This window comes from Amnibacterium setariae (assembly GCF_003581425.1).
Taxonomy (GTDB): domain Bacteria; phylum Actinomycetota; class Actinomycetes; order Actinomycetales; family Microbacteriaceae; genus Amnibacterium; species Amnibacterium setariae.
Genome location: NZ_QXTG01000001.1, coordinates 1,337,270 through 1,355,124 on the forward strand (window position 1 = coordinate 1,337,270; position 17,855 = coordinate 1,355,124).

At 74.7% G+C, this 17,855-nt stretch carries 24 protein-coding genes; 12 read left to right on the forward strand and 12 right to left on the reverse strand.

Annotated elements, in window-relative coordinates; translation table 11 throughout:
• Nucleotides 1–5 precede the first annotated feature (5 nt).
• On the reverse strand, nucleotides 6–347 hold the full coding sequence (locus tag D1781_RS06735; RefSeq protein WP_119481424.1) for a hypothetical protein: 342 nt from the start codon (nucleotides 345–347) through the stop codon (nucleotides 6–8).
• Between the two features lie 11 nt (nucleotides 348–358).
• Entirely contained in the window at nucleotides 359–1,291 is a 933-nt protein-coding gene (locus tag D1781_RS06740) for a LysR family transcriptional regulator (RefSeq protein ID WP_119481425.1), read from the reverse strand.
• 71 nt (nucleotides 1,292–1,362) lie between these two features.
• Between D1781_RS06740 and D1781_RS06745 the strand changes: the two genes are divergently transcribed.
• Nucleotides 1,363–2,304, forward strand: coding sequence for a DMT family transporter (locus D1781_RS06745; RefSeq protein WP_119481426.1), 942 nt, complete (start codon nucleotides 1,363–1,365; stop codon nucleotides 2,302–2,304).
• Here the strand turns inward: D1781_RS06745 and D1781_RS06750 are convergent.
• Both D1781_RS06750 and D1781_RS06755 read right to left on the reverse strand, forming a co-directional pair.
• Nucleotides 2,283–2,804, reverse strand: coding sequence for a GNAT family N-acetyltransferase (locus D1781_RS06750; protein ID WP_119481427.1), 522 nt, complete (start codon nucleotides 2,802–2,804; stop codon nucleotides 2,283–2,285). The two genes, D1781_RS06745 and D1781_RS06750, sit on opposite strands and share 22 nt — an antisense overlap.
• Nucleotides 2,805–3,091: 287 nt before the next feature.
• Nucleotides 3,092–4,441: a serine hydrolase domain-containing protein gene (locus D1781_RS06755; RefSeq protein ID WP_119481428.1), complete on the reverse strand. Its 1,350-nt coding sequence runs from the start codon at nucleotides 4,439–4,441 to the stop codon at nucleotides 3,092–3,094.
• Between the two features lie 127 nt (nucleotides 4,442–4,568).
• Here D1781_RS06755 and D1781_RS06760 point away from each other — a divergent pair, with 127 nt between their 5' ends.
• From D1781_RS06760 to D1781_RS06790, 8 genes are all read left to right on the forward strand, one after another.
• The gene (locus tag D1781_RS06760; RefSeq protein ID WP_119481429.1) at nucleotides 4,569–4,826 is read left to right on the forward strand and encodes a BatC protein; all 258 of its coding nucleotides are present in this window, start codon (nucleotides 4,569–4,571) and stop codon (nucleotides 4,824–4,826) included.
• Between the two features lie 32 nt (nucleotides 4,827–4,858).
• Nucleotides 4,859–6,094, forward strand: a complete 1,236-nt coding sequence (locus D1781_RS06765) for a cupin domain-containing protein (RefSeq protein WP_119481430.1) — start codon at nucleotides 4,859–4,861, stop codon at nucleotides 6,092–6,094.
• Nucleotides 6,095–6,101: 7 nt separating this feature from the next.
• On the forward strand, nucleotides 6,102–7,106 hold the full coding sequence (locus tag D1781_RS06770; protein ID WP_119481431.1) for a sucrase ferredoxin: 1,005 nt from the start codon (nucleotides 6,102–6,104) through the stop codon (nucleotides 7,104–7,106).
• A 56-nt stretch (nucleotides 7,107–7,162) separates the two neighbouring features.
• The gene (locus D1781_RS06775; protein ID WP_147392050.1) at nucleotides 7,163–7,645 is read left to right on the forward strand and encodes a hypothetical protein; all 483 of its coding nucleotides are present in this window, start codon (nucleotides 7,163–7,165) and stop codon (nucleotides 7,643–7,645) included.
• The gene (locus D1781_RS06780) at nucleotides 7,635–7,946 is read left to right on the forward strand and encodes a transcriptional regulator (RefSeq protein WP_119481433.1); all 312 of its coding nucleotides are present in this window, start codon (nucleotides 7,635–7,637) and stop codon (nucleotides 7,944–7,946) included. Before D1781_RS06775 ends, D1781_RS06780 begins: the two co-directional genes overlap by 11 nt.
• Before the next feature lie 100 nt (nucleotides 7,947–8,046).
• Entirely contained in the window at nucleotides 8,047–8,211 is a 165-nt protein-coding gene (locus D1781_RS17480) for a hypothetical protein (RefSeq protein WP_158590025.1), read from the forward strand.
• Between the two features lie 121 nt (nucleotides 8,212–8,332).
• A complete protein-coding gene (locus D1781_RS06785) occupies nucleotides 8,333–9,613 on the forward strand; it encodes a sensor histidine kinase (protein WP_119481434.1) in 1,281 nt (426 codons plus the stop codon).
• Nucleotides 9,610–10,278, forward strand: a complete 669-nt coding sequence (locus D1781_RS06790; protein ID WP_233551061.1) for a response regulator transcription factor — start codon at nucleotides 9,610–9,612, stop codon at nucleotides 10,276–10,278. Before D1781_RS06785 ends, D1781_RS06790 begins: the two co-directional genes overlap by 4 nt.
• A 39-nt stretch (nucleotides 10,279–10,317) precedes the next feature.
• On the opposite strand, the gene D1781_RS06795 is transcribed toward D1781_RS06790, so the two are convergent.
• The 4 genes from D1781_RS06795 to D1781_RS06810 form a co-directional block, all read right to left on the reverse strand.
• Nucleotides 10,318–10,605: a hypothetical protein gene (locus tag D1781_RS06795; protein ID WP_119481435.1), complete on the reverse strand. Its 288-nt coding sequence runs from the start codon at nucleotides 10,603–10,605 to the stop codon at nucleotides 10,318–10,320.
• A gap of 438 nt (nucleotides 10,606–11,043) precedes the next feature.
• A complete protein-coding gene (locus tag D1781_RS06800; protein WP_119481436.1) occupies nucleotides 11,044–11,394 on the reverse strand; it encodes a hypothetical protein in 351 nt (116 codons plus the stop codon).
• 101 nt (nucleotides 11,395–11,495) lie between these two features.
• On the reverse strand, nucleotides 11,496–13,070 hold the full coding sequence (locus D1781_RS06805; protein WP_119481437.1) for a hypothetical protein: 1,575 nt from the start codon (nucleotides 13,068–13,070) through the stop codon (nucleotides 11,496–11,498).
• Nucleotides 13,067–13,405: a PadR family transcriptional regulator gene (locus D1781_RS06810; protein ID WP_119481438.1), complete on the reverse strand. Its 339-nt coding sequence runs from the start codon at nucleotides 13,403–13,405 to the stop codon at nucleotides 13,067–13,069. The genes D1781_RS06805 and D1781_RS06810 overlap by 4 nt, the downstream gene beginning before the upstream one ends.
• A 109-nt stretch (nucleotides 13,406–13,514) precedes the next feature.
• Between D1781_RS06810 and D1781_RS06815 the strand changes: the two genes are divergently transcribed.
• Nucleotides 13,515–14,507 (forward strand): S66 family peptidase, encoded by a 993-nt coding sequence (locus D1781_RS06815; RefSeq protein WP_233551062.1) that lies wholly within the window; start codon nucleotides 13,515–13,517, stop codon nucleotides 14,505–14,507.
• 12 nt (nucleotides 14,508–14,519) lie between these two features.
• Here D1781_RS06815 and D1781_RS06820 read toward each other — a convergent pair whose 3' ends face one another.
• From D1781_RS06820 to D1781_RS06830, 3 genes are read right to left on the reverse strand one after another with little or no spacing between them, the layout of a single operon-like run.
• Nucleotides 14,520–15,068, reverse strand: coding sequence for an AAA family ATPase (locus D1781_RS06820; protein ID WP_119481440.1), 549 nt, complete (start codon nucleotides 15,066–15,068; stop codon nucleotides 14,520–14,522).
• Between the two features lie 48 nt (nucleotides 15,069–15,116).
• Nucleotides 15,117–15,656, reverse strand: coding sequence for a luciferase domain-containing protein (locus D1781_RS06825; RefSeq protein ID WP_233551063.1), 540 nt, complete (start codon nucleotides 15,654–15,656; stop codon nucleotides 15,117–15,119).
• A complete protein-coding gene (locus D1781_RS06830; RefSeq protein WP_119481441.1) occupies nucleotides 15,653–16,135 on the reverse strand; it encodes an HIT family protein in 483 nt (160 codons plus the stop codon). The genes D1781_RS06825 and D1781_RS06830 overlap by 4 nt, the downstream gene beginning before the upstream one ends.
• Before the next feature lie 56 nt (nucleotides 16,136–16,191).
• Here D1781_RS06830 and D1781_RS06835 point away from each other — a divergent pair, with 56 nt between their 5' ends.
• Together D1781_RS06835 and D1781_RS06840 are read left to right on the forward strand one after the other, a co-directional pair.
• Nucleotides 16,192–16,899, forward strand: coding sequence for a tyrosine-protein phosphatase (locus D1781_RS06835; RefSeq protein ID WP_119481442.1), 708 nt, complete (start codon nucleotides 16,192–16,194; stop codon nucleotides 16,897–16,899).
• Nucleotides 16,900–16,953: 54 nt separating this feature from the next.
• Complete coding sequence (locus D1781_RS06840) at nucleotides 16,954–17,235, forward strand: hypothetical protein (protein WP_119481443.1); 282 nt, start codon at nucleotides 16,954–16,956, stop codon at nucleotides 17,233–17,235.
• A gap of 90 nt (nucleotides 17,236–17,325) precedes the next feature.
• Here the strand turns inward: D1781_RS06840 and D1781_RS06845 are convergent, their stop codons facing one another.
• Nucleotides 17,326–17,853 carry a TetR/AcrR family transcriptional regulator gene (locus D1781_RS06845; RefSeq protein ID WP_119481444.1) on the reverse strand — a complete coding sequence of 176 codons (528 nt, stop codon included), beginning with the start codon at nucleotides 17,851–17,853 and terminating at the stop codon, nucleotides 17,326–17,328.
• Between the last annotated feature and the right edge of the window lie 2 nt (nucleotides 17,854–17,855).

Genomic DNA, 17,855 nt, shown 5'->3' on the forward strand with positions numbered 1-17,855 from the left:
CGAATTCAGACCGTCGACTCGTGCTCGTCGCCGGTGTCGAAGAACCGGTCGATGTACGCACCGGGCGGGAGGTCGCTGTCGCGCATCAGGGAGAAGACCTCCGCGCCGTGGCCCGGCTCGTCGTCGAGCACGTACGTCTGCGCGAACCCGATGTACTCGTTCTGCCCGTCCGGGCTCGAGAGGACGGCGGCGTACTCGCGCGCCTCCGCCTCCGCCAGGGCGATCGCCTGGTCGAAGTCGCGCGCTCGCCAGAGGGTGACGCGCTCCTCGTAGACGTCCCCGTGGTGCCGGAACAGACAGCGCACGCCGAACCAGGAGAGCGTCTGCGGGTCCTCGGCGGCGGGCACGCCCGAGGCTCTCACGGGACGGGGCCGTGCCGGGGCGGGGGGACCTGCCGCGAGAGCCGTGCGGCCACCCGGGTGAGCGCGGTGAGCACGGTGCGGACCGAGCGCAGCGCCACCGCGTCGGGGCGCGCGAGTACGTCGACGTGCCGGACGAGGTCGAGCCCGCGGACGGGCCGCAGCACCATCCCCGACCCCGCGAGCGGGGCGGCGGTGACGCGCGGCATGACCGCGACCGCGCCGCCGCGGCGCACGACCTCGGCGGCGACGAAGAACTCGTTGATCCGGTGCTCGATGCGCAGCGGAGCGCCCGCGAGCGCGCCGAGGTGGTCGAGCACCCCGGCGAGCGGGAAGCCCGCCTGCACGGAGATCCACCGCTCGTCCCGGAGGAGCTCGGGGTCGACGGCGGGCAGCGCGGCGAGCGGGTGGTCCTCGGGCAGGGCGACGTCGAACGGCTCGACGAGGAGCGGCGCGACGACGAGCCGTCGATCCGGCCACGGCGGGTCGTGCGCGAGCCGGTGCGCGACCACGAGGTCGTGGTCCGCGGTGAGGCCGGGGAAGTCGGCACGGGCGACGTCCGCGTCGCGCAGCGAGACCGGCGGGCCGCCGGCCAGCTCCGCGAGCAGCGGACCGAACAGCGCGTGGCCCGCGCTGTGGAAGGCGGCGACGCCGACCACCCGATCGTCGCGCTCGGCGAAGGAGCCGAGCGCGTCCCGCGCGGCCGCCAGCGCCTCCTCGACCCGCATCCCCGCGTCGGCCAGGACCTGACCCGCTTCGGTGAGCACGAGGTTCCGGCCGCGCCGCTCCGTGAGCGGGACGGCGACGCCGGCCTGCAGGACGGCGAGCTGCTGCGAGACGGCGGAGGGGCTGACGTGCATCGCCGCAGCGACGGCGGCGACGCTGCCCCGGTCCGCGAGCTCGCGGAGCAGGCGGAGGCGGGCGGGATCCATGAGGTTCGGCTCAATCGTCGGTGAAGGACTCGGGCGTTGTTCTTCATCGAGGGTATGCCCACAGTGGTCGCGTGCCCGTCCGATCCCGTCCCGCCGCCGACCTGCTGCTCGTCGCCGTCGCCGCGGTGTGGGGCGCCAGCTTCCTCGCCGCGAAGGACCTGTCGGCGGTCGTCGGGGTGCCGTCCGCGATCGCGCTCCGCTTCCTCGTCGCCGCGCTGGCCTGCGGCGGCCTCTGCCTCCTGCGCCGCGAGCGCCTGCCGCGCGGGCGCGGGCTGGCCGTCGCCCTCCTGCTCGGCTGCTCCCAGGCGGCCGTGATCGGACTGGAGACCTGGGGCGTGCACCTCACCTCGGCGACGAACGCGGGGCTGCTGATCAGCCTCGCCCTGGTCTTCACGCCGGTGCTGGAGGGGCTGGCGTCGCGGGCGTGGCTGCCGCCCGCGTTCTTCGTCGCCGCGACCGGCGCGCTGGCGGGCGTCGCCCTCCTGGTGTCGGACGGCGGCTTCCGCACGCCGAACGCGGGGGACCTGCTGGTCGTGGCCGCCGCGGTGGTCCGCGCCGCCCACGTGACGGCCAGCGCGCGGCTCACCCGCGGTCGCGCCGACGGCGTGCTCGGCGTGGTGCTCGTGCAGCTGCTCGTCTGCGCGGCGACCTCCTCCGTCGCCGCGGGCGCGGCGCTCCCGGCGGCCGCGTCGCGCCTGACCGCGGCCGGGTGGTCCGACGTGCTGTTCCTCGGCCTGCTCTGCTCGGTGTTCGCGTTCGTCGTGCAGCTGTGGGCGGTCCGCCGCACGTCGGCGGCGCGAGCGAGCATCCTGCTCGGCACGGAGCCGGTGTGGGCGCTGCTCGTCGGGGTCGTGATCGCGGGTGAGGCGATCGGCCCGGTCGGGCTGGTCGGCGCCCTGCTGGTGATCGCGGCCGCCTACGTCGCGCAGGGCGTGGAGCGACGGCACCGCACGGCGGCGTCGGGCTCGGGCCGGCCGTCGCGGTCGAGCGCTCAGGCGGTGGGGATCCAGTAGCGGCGGTGCCCCTGGCGCGAGTCCTCGTACCGTCCGCCCGCACCCTCGATCACGGCCCGGGAGCCGGCGTTGTCCTCGAGGCAGCAGACGAGCACCGGATCGATGCCGAGCCCGTGCGCGATCGGCAGTGCGGCGCGGAGGGCGGCGGAGGCGTGGCCGCGGCGCCGCGCGGAGGGCCGCACGCTGTAGCCGATGTGCCCGCCCTGCTCGAGCAGGAAGGGCGTCAGGCGGTGCCGGATCTGCAGGAAGCCCAGGAGCTCGTCGCCCTCCACGATCCAGAGCGCGGTCGCCGGGACGCGGTCGGCCGCGCGCGGCGTCGCCTCGAGGGCGTCCGCCCGGAGCCGATCGACCAGGGCCGAGAACGTCGCGGCGTCGATCGGCTCGGACCGCGGCGGCAGCAGGTCGCTCGCTCCGTCGAGGTGCGCGTCGCCGAACTCGGCCACGGCACGCACGAACGAGGCGTGGAAGCGGACGTCGGGACGGACCAGCTCGGTGACCACGACGCAAGTCTGGTCGCGCCGGGGCCGCGCCGACGAGCCTCGAGCCCCCGCCCCCTCGAATCCGTTTTGAAGGACTTCTTCGCCCGAGCCGGCGAGAACTCCTTCAAAACGGAAGCGGTCACCCCGTCGGGCGGTCCGGGCGGCGGGCGCGGTCCGCCTGCGGCCACCGGGTCCCGAGCAGGGGGTCGTGCTGGAGTCAGGAACGCGGTACCCGCACGCGCGTTCCTCCGCCCTCGCCGAGCTCGCCCGACTCCTGCTCCGTCACGCGCTCACCCCGGCCACGGCCGTCAGACCGCGCGCTCGCCGAAGCCGAGCGGCTCACGCGTGAAGCGATACGTCGCCCAGCTCAGGAGGCGGACGGAGCCGTCCTCGCGGCGTCGCACGACGAGCCGCTCGCCGCGCTCGCGGCCGGCGACCGTGCGGAAGGCGTCGGGCCCGTCGGGCTCGAACACCGAGGGCGGCGTGCTCGGGTCGGCGCCGCCGACGACCGCCTCGAGGCGACCCGCACGGATCCGGAGCTCGAACGCGGAGCCCTCCGAGAACCACACGCCGACGAGCGGCAGCAGCTCGGGCGCAGGCGTCGGCCCCGGCGTCCACGGCGCCGGCAGCGGCGCGTCGTGGAGCGCGACCTCCTCCCCGAGCCGGATCGCGGTGCCCTCCGGCGTCTTCGCGACGCTGTTGTTCATGAGCACCACCCCGGTCAGGCCGCTCTCGCGGTCGGAGTACGCGCCGGTGATGCCGCCGGGCGCGCCGCCGGTGTGGCCGAACCAGGTGCGGCCCTCCTTGCGCACGAGGGCGAAGCCGAGCCCCTGCGCGCCGTTGAACCGGTCGTCGCGGAGGACCTGCGGCTCGAGCATCTCCGCCACGGTGTCGTGCCGCAGCACCGCGTCGTCCGGGTCGAGCAGGAACGCGTGCCACCGGACGAGGTCCCCGACCGTGCTGGAGAGCCCGCCCGCGGCCGCGAGGATGCCGGTGAAGAGCACCGGCTCCTCCACCGGCACGTCCGAGTACGGCGGCACGTAGTAGAGGCCGGCCTTCGGCGCCCGCGCCTGCAGGGTCGTGTCGCGGAGCCCCACCGGGTCCAGGAGGCGGGCCTGGAGGCTCTCCGCCCACGACCGGCCGTCCTTCGCCGCGACGACCTGACCGAGCGCGATGTAGCCGAGGTTGCTGTAGTGCCAGGAGCGGTGCGGCTCGAGCACCCGCTCGGTCGCGTTCCAGTCCTCGACGAACCGGTCCGTCGGCGGCACCTCGAGGGTGTCCCAGAACTCGGCGGCGACCGGCTCCCGCTGCATCCCGCTCGAGTGCGCGAGCAGCTGCCGGATCGTCACGCCGGGATGGGCGCTGCCGGGGAGGTGCTCGTCGACCGGGTCGTCGAGCCGCAGGCGGCCCTCGTCGCGCAGCTGGAGCACCATCACGGCGGTGAACGTCTTCGTGTTGGAGGCGATTGCGAACTGCGTGTCGACGCCCAGCGGCACGCCCGGATCGGCGAGGTCCGCCGTGCCGACGCCGGCGGACCAGAGCAGGTCGCCGCGGTGCGCGACGCCCGCGGCCAGGGCGGGCGTTCGGCTGTCCCGCTGCGCCTCCACCGCGATCCGGTCCAGAGCGCGGCGGGTGGCGTCGAGGAGGACGTGGGGCATGGGCCGATGCTACGAGCGGCGCGCCGCGCGCTCGCCGGTCGGCCGCATCGGGGCGGCTGCCGTTCGTTCGAGCGCGGGGCGTAGCATCCGCGCGACCGCGCTTCACTCGACCTCCGGAGGACCGCCAATGGCCATCGACGACGACGACATCACGAGCAGCACCCCGAGCAGCGGCGAGGGCCCTGCCGACGGCGGCGCGAACCCGAACGGGCACGACGGCGGCGCCGACGGCCCGGCCGACGCGGGCGAGGGCCCGGCGGACGGCGGGGCGAACCCGAACGGGCACGACGGCGGTGCGGACGGCTCGGCCGACGCGGGCGAGGGCCCGGCGGACGGCGGGGCGAACCCGAACGGGCACGACGGCGGCGCCGACGGCAGCGCCTGAGACCTGCCGACGTGCACGCTCCTCACGGGACCGTGACGACTGAGGGCGAGCCGAGCGATCGGCCCGCCCTCAGCCGCTGCATCGCCGTTCCCGCCGACCGCTTCGCCGCCGAGATCTGGGGCCGGCGCGCGCTCCTCAGCCCCGCGGAGGACCTGTCCCGCGGCTTCGACGACCTGCTGACCGCCGACGCCGTCGACGAGCTGCTCGCGGATCGGGCGCTGCGGACGCCGTTCATCCGCATGGCCAAGGAGGGCGTCGTCCTGCCGCCGTCCGCCTACACGGCTCCGGGCGGCTTCGGCGCCGAGGTCGCCGACCAGGTGAGCACCGACCGCGTGCTCGCCGAGTTCGCTGCCGGGGCCACGATCGTGCTGCAGGGGCTGCACCGCACCTGGAAGCCGCTGCGCGACTTCAGCCGCCAGCTGATCCTGGACCTCGGTCACCCCGTCCAGATCAACGCGTACATCACGCCCGCGCAGTCGCGCGGGTTCGATCCGCACTACGACGTGCACGACGTCTTCGTGCTGCAGATCAGCGGCGAGAAGCGCTGGGTCGTGCACGAGCCCGTGCGCGAGCACCCCTTCGCGGACGAGCCGTGGTCCCAGCGCGCGGCCGCGGTCGCCGCCCGCGCCGCCGAGACGCCGGCGATCGAGACGGTCCTCCGGCCGGGCGACGCGCTCTACCTGCCGAGCGGGTGGATCCACTCCGCCGTCGCGCAGGGCGGGACGACCGTGCACATCACCGTCGGGATGCCGGCGCTGACGCTCGCGGACGTCGGCAGGGACCTCATGGAGACCGCGCTGCGCAGCGACCCACTGCGCGAGCCGCTGCCCGTCGGGGTCGACGTGCGCGACCCCGCGCAGCTCGCCGACGCGATCCGCCGCGCCGCGGACGCGCTGGTCGCGGCGCTCGCCGAGCCCGCCGATCCCGGTCGCGCCGCCGAGGTGCTGGGCCGCCGCCTGACCCGGATGACGCGGCCGGAGCCCGTGCGACCGCTCGCGACCGTCGACGCCCTGGCCGCGCTCCATCCGGACGCGACCGTGCGCTGGCGGCACGGGCTGCGCACCGAGGTCGAGTCGACCGCGGCGGAGGTCGCGCTGCGCCTGCCCGACCGCGTGCTGCACCTGCCGCCGCAGACGGCCGCCGCCATCGACGCCCTCCGCTCCGGCCGTGCGGCCGAGGCGGGCGCGCTGGCGGAGCTCGACGAGCACGACTCGCTCGTCGTCGCCCGACGGCTGCTCCGTGAGGGCGTGCTGGTCGTCGACGCGTGAGCCCGCGATGAGCGGCATCCGCTCCACGGTGCCGCGGGGGAGCCTCAGCCCGCACCGCGACGGCGGTCCGGCGTGCAGCGCCGCCTCCCGCCTCCTCGACGAGTCCCTCGTCGCGACGGCTGCGCCCGGCACCCGCTGGCTGCTCGTCGAGGTCGCCGGCGCGTGGGGCTGGAACGCGTTCACCGAGTCGCCCGTGCTGGACCCCGAGGTCGGCAGGGCGCTCGCGGCGCGCACCCACCGCGCGGGCGTCCGCCTCCTCGCCATCCGCCGCCCCGGCCGCGCGCGCGGCCCGGTGCGGTGGCGCTGGGCGGTCGTCGACAGCCGGGAGGGGGCGGAGGGCGTCCGGTGGGGCGAGGCCGCCGCTGCGCGGGACCTGCTCGACGTGCCGCTCGACGGGTCCACCGGCGAGCCCTCGGACGAGCCGATCCTCGCCGTCTGCGCGCAGGGCCGTCACGACGAGTGCTGCGCCGTGCGCGGGCGCCCGGTCGCAGCCCGCCTCGCCGCGCGCTTCCCCGAGGCGACCTGGGAGTGCTCGCACATCGGCGGCGACCGCTTCGCGGCCACGATGATCCTGTTCCCGCACGCGCTCACGTACGGCCGCATCGATGACGGCGACCCGGTGCACGTCGTGACCGAGTACCGCGCGGGCCGGATCGCGCCCGAGGGGTTCCGCGGTCGCGCCAGCGTCCCGCGGATCGTGCAGGCGGCGCAGTCGGCCGCGATGGCCGCCACCGGGAACCGCGCGCTCGACGCGCACGCGCCGCTCGCGCTGGACGAGCGCCCGGGGGCCTGGCTCGTCGACCTCGCCGGCGAGCCGCCGACGCGCGTGCTGGTGGAGGGCGTGCAGGAGGGGCCGCTGTTCACGACCTGCCTCGCGACCGTGCCCGTGACCGTCGCGGGCTTCCGGGCCGCGGTCGAGCCCGGCGGCGACGCCCCGATCCGGCAGCCGCCGGATCCCGCGCACCGTCCGCACGACTCCGGCCTCCGCTCGACCGGCGGCGCGCCGGACTGAGCTCGCTCCTCGCCGCAGGGTTGCTCAACCGCCGGGCAAGTGAAATGCTCAACCGCATGGAAAGCGATGGGTGGGGGCAGGACGCGACCGGCGGGGCGACGCCCGAGGAGGCGCGTGAGGCGTTGCGCGCGCTGCAGCACGACCGGGTCGCGCTCGCGGCGCGGGTCCGTGCTCCGTGGTGGTACCACCCGGTGCTCGGCGCGATCGTGGGTGCCTTCATCGCGTCGCCCGCCGTCGGCAGCACCAGCGCGCGCTCGACCCTCGTGACCTTCGGTTGCGTGGGCCTCGTCTTCCTGATGCTCGCCTACCGGCGCGTGACGGGGTTCTCGGTGAGCGGCGCAGCGGGCCCCCGCAGCCGCGCCCGGATGCTCGCCGTCCTCGCGATCGTGCTGCTGCTCTTCGTCGCCTCGATGGTCCTCGCCGCGACCGGCAACGAGCCGTGGGTGGTGGCGACCGTCCTCGCGGCCTTCGTCGCGGTGGTCGTCGGCGGTCGCCGCTTCGAGCGCATGCACGGCGAGGAGCTCCGCGGTGGCCGCTGAGCCGGCGTTCGACGAGGCCATCCACGCGCCGAGCCGGCTGCGCCTCTGCGGGCTGCTCCGCCCCGTCGAGGATGCGGAGTTCTCCGCGTTGCGGGCGACGCTCGACATGTCCGAGGCGAACCTCTCGAAGACCGTGAAGGCCCTCGTCGAGCTCGGGTACGCGCAGGTGAAGAAGGAGTCGTCCGCGTCCCGCTCCGACCGGCGCCGGACGACGAGCGTCAGTCTGACTGCGCGCGGGAAGCGGGCCTTCGACGGTCACGTGGCGGCGCTGCAGCGGTTGGCCGCCGGCGTCGTCGTCTGAGGCGCGGGACGCGGCCCGGACGGGGGTCGGGCGGGACCCGCCCCGAGGTGTACCGTCGGCGCACCCGACCGGTGTCGGCAGGAATGGTTCAGGAGCAGCGATGAAGCGCGAACGATCCGACGTCTCCGACGTGGAGCCGCACGTCTTCGATCAGACGAACGGCGTCGTCGACCTGGGGGCGAACGGCCCCGATCCCGACGGCGCCGGCACGCCCGGCCGCGGGCCCGTGGCGGGCATCGCGATGCTGTCCACGCAGAAGCCCTGACGTCGGGCTCGCGCGGGGCTCGAGGGCATCGGCGGCGCGGGCGAGCTGCGCGTAGTCCGTTCGGACCATCTTCCGCGCTCGGCCCTACTGCCGGTCTGATCCGCGGCCGTACCGTGCGGCCATGAAGTCGTTGCTGTGGCTCGTGAAGGCCTCGGTGCTGCCCGTGCTGGCGCTCGCGCTGCTGGCGTGGTGGTCGTCGGCCGCGATCGTCCGGACCGGCGGCGAGGGCATGGCCTGGTGGGCATGCGTGCTGCTGTTCGGCGGGCTCGGCATCTCGGCGCTCCTGCCGCGCGTCGCCGTCCTGGCTCTCTACGGCGCGTTCGTGCTGCAGCTCGTCCGCGCCGACTCCCGGTTCGACCAGGCGGGATGGCTGCCGTACGCCGCCGTGTTCCTGGTCGCCGCGGTCCTCGCGGCACGGACCCCGACGGCGAGAGCACGCCGGGTCCTCGTCGCGCTGCTCCCGCTCGGCGTGCTGATCGGGCTGTTCACCAACCTGCCGAGCCTCGGGCCCGTCGTGTGGATGAACGACGACGGGTCCTTCCGGCCCGCCTACAGCGGCGCCTCCGGTCTCGTGAACGGCAAGTCGTGGGCGCCGATCACCTCCATCGAGGGGATGGAGCTGCTGGTCGGGCTGCTCGTCTGGTCGGCCGGCTCGGTGCTGCTGGTCGTCGCCGGCTGGATGGCCGGATCGACCTACCGGGCGCGGCGGCTGCAGTGGGAGGCGGAGGCGGCGTCCGCGGCCGCCCGAGCCGCACTGTCGGCGAGCGAGCACCGGCTGCAGGTGACGGAGGAACGCGACCGGATCGCGCAGGACGTGCACGACATCACGGCCCACTCGCTGAGCGTGATCCTGGCGCAGGCCGACGGGGCCGCCGCGCACGTCACCGACGCGACCGCACGCTCGGCCCTCAGCACGATCGCGAGCAGCGCCCGAGTGGCGCTGACGGAGCTGCGCGGGCTGCTCGAGCACCTCGAGCAGCAGACCGACGGGGACACCGCCCGCTCCACCGCCGACCTGCCGGAGCTCGTCGCGACCGTCCGCGCGACCGGTCGCGCGGTCGAGTACGTCGAGTCGGGGAGCGCGGTACCGCTGACGAGGGCGGCGGGGCTCGCGGCCTACCGGATCGTGCAGGAGGCGTTGACGAACGCGATCCGCCACGGCACCGGGACGGGGCCGATCCGCGTCGTCCTGGACTGGACGCGCGACGGCGTCGCGATCACGGTGACCTCGTCGGTCGACCCACGGCGGGGCGGAGAGCGCGCCGCACCCGGGCGGGGCCTCGTCGGCATGCAGCAGCGGGCCCGTCTCGCAGGTGGCTGGCTCACCTCCGGGGTGGACGACGAGACCGCCCGCTACCTCGTGACCGCGCACCTCCCGGCGACCGCGGCGGTGGTCGCGTGACGACCTCGGTGCTCGTCGTCGACGACCAGCCGCTGTTCTGCTCCGGGATGCGGCTGCTTCTCGAGGGGCAGCGGGACCTCGCGTTCGCGGGCGCCGCGCACTCCGGCGCCGAGGCCGTCGAGACCGCGGTGCGCACGCGGCCGGACGTCGTGCTCATGGACCTCCGCATGCCCGACGGCAACGGACTGACCGCCACGCGGCTGATCCTCGAGCGTCTGCCCGCGACGAGGATCGTGGTCCTGACGACGTTCCGCGACCAGGGCGCCGTCCAGCGCGCGCTCGACGCCGGCGCTGCGGGCTTCATCACCAAGGACGCGACACCGGACGAGCTGCTCCGCGCCGTCCGGGACGTCGCAGCGGGCCGGCCGGTGACGCAGGCGGCGCGCGTGACGCCGATGCTGCCCGACCCGCTCTACGCGGCCGTGCCCGAGGTCGAGGCGATCGAGGTGCTGACGCCGCGGGAGCAGGAGATGTTCCTCCACGTCGCGCGGGGGCTCAGCAACGCCCAGATCGCCTCGCTGGCCGGCATCAGCGAGAACACGGTGCGCAACCACGTCAGCTCACTGCTGCAGAAGCTCGACCTCCCGACGCGGAACCAGGTGCCCTCCTTCGCGCACCGTCACGGTCTGCTGCCGGCGCCGCTGCGGATCCGCTCCGGCGGCTGATCCGCGAGGTGCGGGACCGCGGCGGTCGCCGCGCGACCTTCAGCCGGTCGGCGGCGCCGTTCGCGCGGACCGCGACGGGCGACGGAGGACGAGCGCCGCGAGCGCGGCTCCCGCGGACCCGGCGCCGACCGCGAGGAGGAGGAAGCCGATCCTCGGCGCCCACACCAGCCAGACCGGGTCGATCGGCCGGTACCGCTCGCCCGAGAGCGGGGAGTAGGCGGTCCAGCCGAACGTCGCGGGCTGGAACGGGTTCCCTCCGACGACGACGCCGATCCCGGCGCACACCACTCCTGCGACGAGGAGGACGACGAGCGGCCAGCGCTTCATGGCTCGACCGTAGCGACCGGTCGACGGCACGCTCGTCGGATGCGTAGGGGCCGTCGGCCGTCGATGCGGCGCGCGGTTCCGATCACCCGTCCCGGTCGGCCCGACCGGATGCGACCGCGCGACGGACGACCCAGTACAGCCCGTAGAGGCCGGCCGCGGCGACGGTGACCGTGAGGGCGAGGGCCGAGAACGGGTCCATCGCCGAACGGTACCGGCGCTCGCAGCCGCGGGAAAGGCCGAGCCGTCGTCGTGATGGGCGCTCGTGCTCCACGAGCGGCGTCGACGGCGCGGAGCGGGTCTCGCGCAGCGAACGGTTGAGACGCGAGCCGCCCGGTCGCACACTCTCGGGTGTGCGACCTCCAGTCCGATGGCTCACCTGGACGGTCGCGCTCGCGCGCGCCTCCCTCGACGGCTCCTGATCGAAGCGACCAGGCGCCGTCAGCGCGGCAGGATCCCGAGCGGGACGATCGCCTGGCCGAGTGCCGTCAACCCGATGACGACCAGAACGGCGATCGAGGCCGCGCCCGCGGTCGGCCGACCGCGACCCGCGCTCCAAGCGATCGCCGCGAGCATGACGACGCTCACGACCGCCGGTCCATAGGCCCCGAGGCCGACACCGAGATCGACCAGGCCCGTGCACCGGTCCTCCGGACCGGCGCAGGTCGACACCGGGCGCAGGAAGAGCTGTCCGGCGGTCGCGTAGAGGGCGGACCAGACGAGCACGGCGCCGGCGAGGACCACGGTGAGCACGCGGTCCGCGATTCGGCGCGTCGGCGCTGCCATCGCCATCGGTCTCCTCCCGCCCCGGCCCCGACCGAGCAGCGGATGCGGCCGGAGGGTTGGAGGTCATCCTGCCGTTGGAACGGCCCACGGAGCCGGCGGCGAGGCGTTCAGCGCTGCTCGCCGCGGCACCGTTGGACGGAGGTGTAGTCGACGTCCTCCGGCGATGCGCCCGCTCGTTCCACGCTCTGCAGCACCTCGCTCCGAAGCGTCGCGTCGACGGCCTCGAAGTACTCCACATCGGGGTTGTAGTTGCCGGTACCGGCGCCGTACCGGATGTCGACGCCCCAGAAGTTCCTCCACGTGTTCTGCCGCGAGGGGTTGTCCTTGATCGCCGCGCGGAGGCGCTCGCGGTCCAGGAGCGTGCCGTCCGCGGCGCCCTCGGCGAGCGCCGCGCGTGCGGTGTCGGCCGCGGCGCGGTCTGGCCTCGGGCCGGAGGACGTGTCGGTGATGGCGACCCGGATCGTGCAGGACCCTCCGTGCGGCAGCGCGTAGGTGAGCGTGGCGTCCGGGTGGTGAGCGAAGTCGGGCAACGGGCCGGTCGCAGTGGTCCGCCAGTAGTCGGACCAGCTCATGCCCACCGGATGCGTCCAGTCGAGTCCGGACGCGGTGAGCGCTCCGGCGGTGCCGCCGAGGATGACGATCGGCACCGCGACGCCGACCGCTCGTCCGGAGCGTCGCCGTCGCTCGGGTGCGACGGCATGACCGCGCACCCGGCCGCCGCTGGCGGTCGCACGATGCGACGTGACCACGAGGACGATCACGCCGAGGACGACAGGCAGGGCGACCAGCACCTCGCCCGCGATCGGCTCGGCCCAGTCGAACGCGATGAAGGTCGCCTCGAGCCCGGCGGCGAGGGGAACGACCGACAGCAGGAGGGCGGCGGCGGGCAGCGCGAACCGAGCCAGCGCGAAGACCGCGGCCACGGCGAGTGCGAGGGCGACCGTCCAGCTGGTCCGAGCGGGGTCGCCGAGGAGGAAGCCGGTCGGGCTGCCCGTGGAGTCGATCGCCGTGAGCAGCTCGAACGCGTGCGCCACGGCGGCCAGACCGGCCCAGCCGACGGCCGCGGCGACGAGGGGCGTGCGGGTGCGCGGCGTGCCGAGCACCGTGATCAGCGCGGCTGTGGCGGAGAGCGTCAGCACCCTCGGGTCGAGGCTGACGAACTGCGGCGGCGCGAGCAGGGCCTCGAGCGGATGCAGGAGCACCGCTGCGAGCACCGAGACGAGCAGGGCGACGCGGCCGATCGACCACCGGCCCACGAGCGCGCTCAGGAGGGCGACGATCCACAGGGCGGTGAGCACCGGACCCGCGTCGAAGAACGGTCCGAACGCGCGGATGCGGCCGTCCTCGCCGGTGCTCCACGGCGCCCAGCTCTCGACCACGAAGGTGGTGAGCGCGATGCCGACGCCTGCGGAGAGCAGGACCGTCGCCGCCGCGTCCCGGACCCGCCGCGGTGCGAACCGGTCCAGCCGCGCTTCGAGGCCGGCGGCGGCGAAGTGCCGCCACTCGCCGGGCTCCATCGTGAAGCGGTCGGTGTCGTCCGCCTCGTCCAGCAGGGTGCCGATCAACGCGTCGCCGTGGGCGGTCCGCCACGGCTTCGGGTACCAGCGGAGCTGGCGCCGGTAGTCCCGCTCGAGCAGCGTGAGCAGGTCCGCGTCGGTGGCGCGCTCCAGGACGGCGGTCACGCCAGGCCCTTCGCGGCGCGGAAGCCCGCGAGGTTCGACCGGGCGGCGCGGACCTTCGACTCCAGCAGGTCGGTGTCCGCACGCAGCCGCCCAGCGCCGTCGTCGGTGAGCCGGTAGTAGCGCCGCGTCCGGCCGTCGACGACCTCCTCCCCGTCCTGCTGCACGAGGCCGTCCAGCTCGAGCCGCTCGAGCACCGCGTAGAGCGTCGTGGCCTTGAGCCGCACCTCGCCGTCGGACGCGGTCGTCGCCTCCTGCACGATCGCGTACCCGTGCCGCCGGCCCGCCGCGAGCGCGGTGAGGATCCAGAACGCCGACTCGCCCAGTGGTTGCGCCATGGTCGGCAGTATAGGCCCGGCTCGGGCATATGGGCAGCGTCGTCCGACGTGTCGGACCGGTCATGCGTCTCCGAGCACGCTCCGTCCCGCGCGGGGCCATGCTGACCGGGTGCGCGCTCCCATCGTCCCCGCTCGACTCCGCGCCGGGAACGAGGTGCGCGTGGTCGCGCCCTCGCGCAGCCGTTCGATGGTGACGGAGTTCGACCACACCGCGCTGGTCGAGGAGCGCTTCCGTGCGATGGGCCTCACGCTGACCTACGGGCGCCACGTCGACGAGCGCGACGCGTTCGACTCGACGTCGATCGCCGCACGCGTGGAGGACCTGCACGACGCCTTCGCCGATCCCGCGGTCGCCGGCATCCTGACCGTCATCGGCGGCTACAACGCGAACGAGCTGCTGCCCCACCTCGACTGGGACCTCATCGCCCGCAACCCGAAGGTCTTCTGCGGCTACTCGGACATCACGGTCCTGCAGGCCGCGATGCTCGCCCGCACGGGCCTGATCACGTACTCGGGGCCCCACTGGTCGAGCTTCGGCATGCGCGACCACTTCGAACCGACGATGGAGTGGTTCCGGCGGGCCGTGATGACGGATGAGCCGGTCGACCTCGAGCCGGCGACGGAATGGACCGACGACCTCTGGTTCATGGATCAGGACGCGCGGTCACCGATGCCGAACGACGGCTGGTGGGTGCTTCGCCCCGGGGAGGCGGAGGGCGCGATCGTCGGAGGGAACCTCTGCACCGTCAACCTCCTGCAGGGCACGGCATGGATGCCCGACGTCGAGGACGCGGTCCTGTTCGTCGAGGACAGCGCGCTGCACGACCCGCCGACCGTCGCCCGCGATCTGACGTCGCTGCTGCAGGCCGTCGATCCGCTGCAGGTGCGAGCCCTGGTGATCGGCCGGTTCCAGCGCGCGACCGGCATGACCCGCGAGCTCCTCGAGGAGATCGTCCGGCGACAGCCGTTCGTCGCCGGCGTCCCGGTGATCGCGAACGTCGACTTCGGCCACACGAGCCCGCAGGCGACGATCCCGATCGGCGGCCGTGCGTCCGTCTCCGCCGGGGGAGCGACGGCTCGGCTGACGCTGCGCTCGACCTGAGACGAGTGCTCGTCACCGCTCCTGGCGCAGCGCTGCGAGTCGATCGAGCACCTCCCGCACCCCGGTGCTCGGATCGCCGTCCGTGGACATCGGGATGTGCCTGCCCGGCAGCAGCCCGTACTCGACGACCGGATCGGGCTCGACGAGCTGCCGGCGGTCCGCCTCGGCATGGACCGGATGACGGGTGCGCGCCCGGATGCGGCGCTCTCGTTCGGCCCGGTCCGCCGCGCAGATCACGCAGACCAGGTCGAGGTCGAACGTCTCCTGCCAACGGCGGAGGAGGACCCAGTCGGCCGGCACGTGCATGATCGCCTCGATGACGAGGTCGACGCGGTTCGACAGCTGCTGCTCGACCAGGGTCCGGAACACGTCGAACGACCGCGCCGTCACGATGCCGGCGTCGTGCAGCGCGGTCTTGACGTCGTCCTTGTGCAGGCACGCGACGTCCAGCTCGCGGGCGAGGCCGTCGGCCAGCGTCGTCTTGCCCGACCCGCCGAGACCGCAGACGAGGATCAGGCGCGCGCGTCGCCCTGAGCCCTCGGTGCGTCGTGCGCCGTCCACCCCGCGACGCTAGGACGTGTGCGTCCGCCGCCGTTGCACAGCACCGCGCTACCGATCGGATTCGGAGCCGCCGAGTGCGAATCGAAGACTCTCCTCCACGATCGCGAGCACGACCGTCAGCTCTTCCTCCGTCCGCGGTCCGTAGACCATGAACTCGGTGCCGAGCTCCGCGAACTGGTGCGGCTCCGCCCAGCCGAGCTCGACGAGTTCCCGACCGCGCTCAGCGGGGAGGCAGAGGTGCACGCTCGTGTCCTCGAACCCGTGCACGTGCACGGGCTCGAGCCGCCGTCCGGGAGCGAGCGAGGTCCCGGGCGCGCCTTCGGGCTCGTCGGCGCTCAGGAACACTGCGCGAGAGGAGATCGGGGAGACCTGGCTGCGGCCCTCGAGGGTGCCGGGCAGCGAGAACACGCTCGCCACGAGCCGGCCCCAGAGCTCCGGCGGCGCGATCTGGTCCAGCTGTCGATGCGGTCCCTCGGTCGACGTCCTCGGGCGCGGGCCGGGCCGACCGGCGACGGGCGGCGGGACGGTCCGCGAGGATGCTGCGCCCGAGTCGTGCTCGGCCCCGACCTCGTCCACGTGCTCCTTCACCGCTCGACCTCGCGGGTCAGGGTCTTCAGCTCGGCGGTGATGCGCGCGCGCAGCGGATCGTGCGCGGGGGAGAGCGCGGTCGCGGGGTCGCTCCACCGGTCCGGAGGATGGAGCCACACGGGTCTCGCCCTCAGGTGCTCCCCCTCCCACTCGTATCGGGGCCAGACGTGCGCGTGCAGGAACGCGTCGGTGTTGCCGAGGATCTCGAGGTTGATCCGGCGGAACCCGGAGTCGAGGGCGCTGCACGCGCGCTCCACCGCTTCGCCGAGCGCCTCCGCACTGGCGAGGAAGCGGATCCGGTCGCCGCGAGGGAGATCGGTGAGCCGGTCGACGCCGGGCCGGTCGGTGATCGCGACGCAGTAGCCGGGCAGGAACTGCACGTCGCCGATCACCGCGAACGCGGCCGGCAACCGCTGGAGGACCGTCGGGTTCGTGCCGGCCAGCGCACTGCCGACGCGGTCGCTCCGCCACTCGTGCATCGAGCAACCGTACGATTCCTCCTCCGCGCTCGCCGCTCGAGCTCTACGGTCATGGCATGGTCGGTCGCGCGCTCGACGTGCCGGGTCTGCACAACGCGCGGGACCTGGGCGGACTGCCCCTCGTGGCGGGCGGCACGACGCCGAGCGGGATCTTCATCCGCGCAGAGAGCCCGGACCTCGTGACCGTCGAGGGGTGGGAGCACCTCCGCGCCCGCGGCGTCCGGACCGTGATCGATCTGCGCCGCCCGGACGAGCGGGCCCGGGACCGCACGAGGAGACCCGACTGGGCGACCGTCGTGCACGTGGACCTCGACGACCCCGGGTTCGCGGACCGGCACGGAGCCGAAGGGCTGGACGGGGCGGCGCTGCACTACCTCGACCGGCTGCGGGAGTCCCCGGCCGCCGTCGCGGCCGCGCTCGGCGCGATCGGCGACGCCGAACCGGGTGCGGTGCTGATCCACTGCGTCGGCGGTCGGGATCGGACCGGCCTCGTGGCCGCGCTCCTGCTCGTCCTCGCCGTGGCGGAGCCCGAGGCGATCGTCGCGGACTACCTGGAGACGGTCGGCAACGCTCCGCGCCTGGCTGCCGCGCAGGGCGTGCCGAACTGGGAGCCGGGCGTCGACCGGCTGCTCGCGCGGCTCGGCACGACGACGGAGGCCTCCTTCCGCGCGTTCCTCGCCGGCCTCGACGTGGAGCCGCTCCTCGGTGCGATGAGCCCCGATCAGGCGACCGCCCTCCGCACCTGGCGAGGCGCCCTCGGCTGACGTGTCGCAGGGTCGACGTCGCCCGGAGCGACGGCGAGGCGGTTGACTGCCCGGATGGAGCTCGCCGAGCCCTCGCCCCGCCCGCTGGCGAAGCGGGACGCGGCCGCGCTCATCGGCGTGATCGCGATCCTGACGGGCGAGAGCATGCTCGGCCGGCTCGATCCCGAGCTGGCGGCTCGCGTCGCAGCCCGCCTCGCGCGGGAAGGGCTGATCGCGGAGCCCGCGACCGACCGGGCGCTGCAGCTCGCACTGAGCGACCTCGTCGAGCGGCTCCGCTACTCCCTCGGCGAGTACGCGACGCCGCCGCTGCCGGTCCGCTTCGACGACGCGGACTGAGCCCGCGAGCGGCGGAGGCGGCGCCCGCCGTCGGAACGAGGCCGTCCGGTGCAGGAGGTGCCGGGCGGACCTCCGCACTCGGGGTCCGGTTCAGCGCGACAGCTGCTCGTGGGCCCGTTCGAGCCGTGCCTGCGCGCGATCGAGCGGAAGACGGCCGCTCGCTCCCAGCGTCGCGAGACCGTGCAGCGTCGCCCACGCGAGCTCGGCGCGGGTGTCGTCGGCGTCGGGCACGGCGTCGCGGACGGCGGTGAACGCGTGCAGGAGCGACTCCTGGGTGGACGCGCCGAACCGCAGGTCCGACGGCATCGAGAACATCGCGGCGTAGATCGCCGGGTGCGCGGCAGCGAAGTCCAGGTACGCCTGCATGCGGGGTCGCAGGTCGGCATCCGTCGCCTCGAGGGCCTCAGCGAGCGCCCCGAAGCCGGCCAGGGCGACCGCGTCGATGAGCGCCTGGCGGCCGGCGAAGGCGGTGTACAGCACCGGCTGCGTGACGCCCAGCTCGCCGGCGATCCGCCGCATCGTGACCGCGGGCCACCCCTCCGTCTCGGCGATGCGCCAGGCGGTCCGCGTGATCAGGTCGCGACGGACGTCGAGGTCCGGCGCCGGGCGAGGAGGCATGG

Excerpts from the sequence above, each read along its gene's own strand:
- D1781_RS06740 (WP_119481425.1), bottom strand. The coding sequence starts at position 1,291 with ATGGATCCCGCCCGCCTCCGCCTGCTCCGCGAGCTCGCGGACCGGGGC.
- D1781_RS06755 (WP_119481428.1), bottom strand. The coding sequence starts at position 4,441 with ATGCCCCACGTCCTCCTCGACGCCACCCGCCGCGCTCTGGACCGGATC.
- D1781_RS06760 (WP_119481429.1), top strand. The coding sequence starts at position 4,569 with ATGGCCATCGACGACGACGACATCACGAGCAGCACCCCGAGCAGCGGC.
- D1781_RS06770 (WP_119481431.1), top strand. The coding sequence starts at position 6,102 with ATGAGCGGCATCCGCTCCACGGTGCCGCGGGGGAGCCTCAGCCCGCAC.
- D1781_RS06775 (WP_147392050.1), top strand. The coding sequence starts at position 7,163 with ATGGAAAGCGATGGGTGGGGGCAGGACGCGACCGGCGGGGCGACGCCC.
- D1781_RS17480 (WP_158590025.1), top strand. The coding sequence starts at position 8,047 with ATGAAGCGCGAACGATCCGACGTCTCCGACGTGGAGCCGCACGTCTTC.
- D1781_RS06785 (WP_119481434.1), top strand. The coding sequence starts at position 8,333 with ATGAAGTCGTTGCTGTGGCTCGTGAAGGCCTCGGTGCTGCCCGTGCTG.
- D1781_RS06795 (WP_119481435.1), bottom strand. The coding sequence starts at position 10,605 with ATGAAGCGCTGGCCGCTCGTCGTCCTCCTCGTCGCAGGAGTGGTGTGC.
- D1781_RS06800 (WP_119481436.1), bottom strand. The coding sequence starts at position 11,394 with ATGGCGATGGCAGCGCCGACGCGCCGAATCGCGGACCGCGTGCTCACC.
- D1781_RS06810 (WP_119481438.1), bottom strand. The coding sequence starts at position 13,405 with ATGGCGCAACCACTGGGCGAGTCGGCGTTCTGGATCCTCACCGCGCTC.
- D1781_RS06830 (WP_119481441.1), bottom strand. The coding sequence starts at position 16,135 with ATGCACGAGTGGCGGAGCGACCGCGTCGGCAGTGCGCTGGCCGGCACG.
- D1781_RS06835 (WP_119481442.1), top strand. The coding sequence starts at position 16,192 with ATGGTCGGTCGCGCGCTCGACGTGCCGGGTCTGCACAACGCGCGGGAC.
- D1781_RS06840 (WP_119481443.1), top strand. The coding sequence starts at position 16,954 with ATGGAGCTCGCCGAGCCCTCGCCCCGCCCGCTGGCGAAGCGGGACGCG.
- D1781_RS06845 (WP_119481444.1), bottom strand. The coding sequence starts at position 17,853 with ATGCCTCCTCGCCCGGCGCCGGACCTCGACGTCCGTCGCGACCTGATC.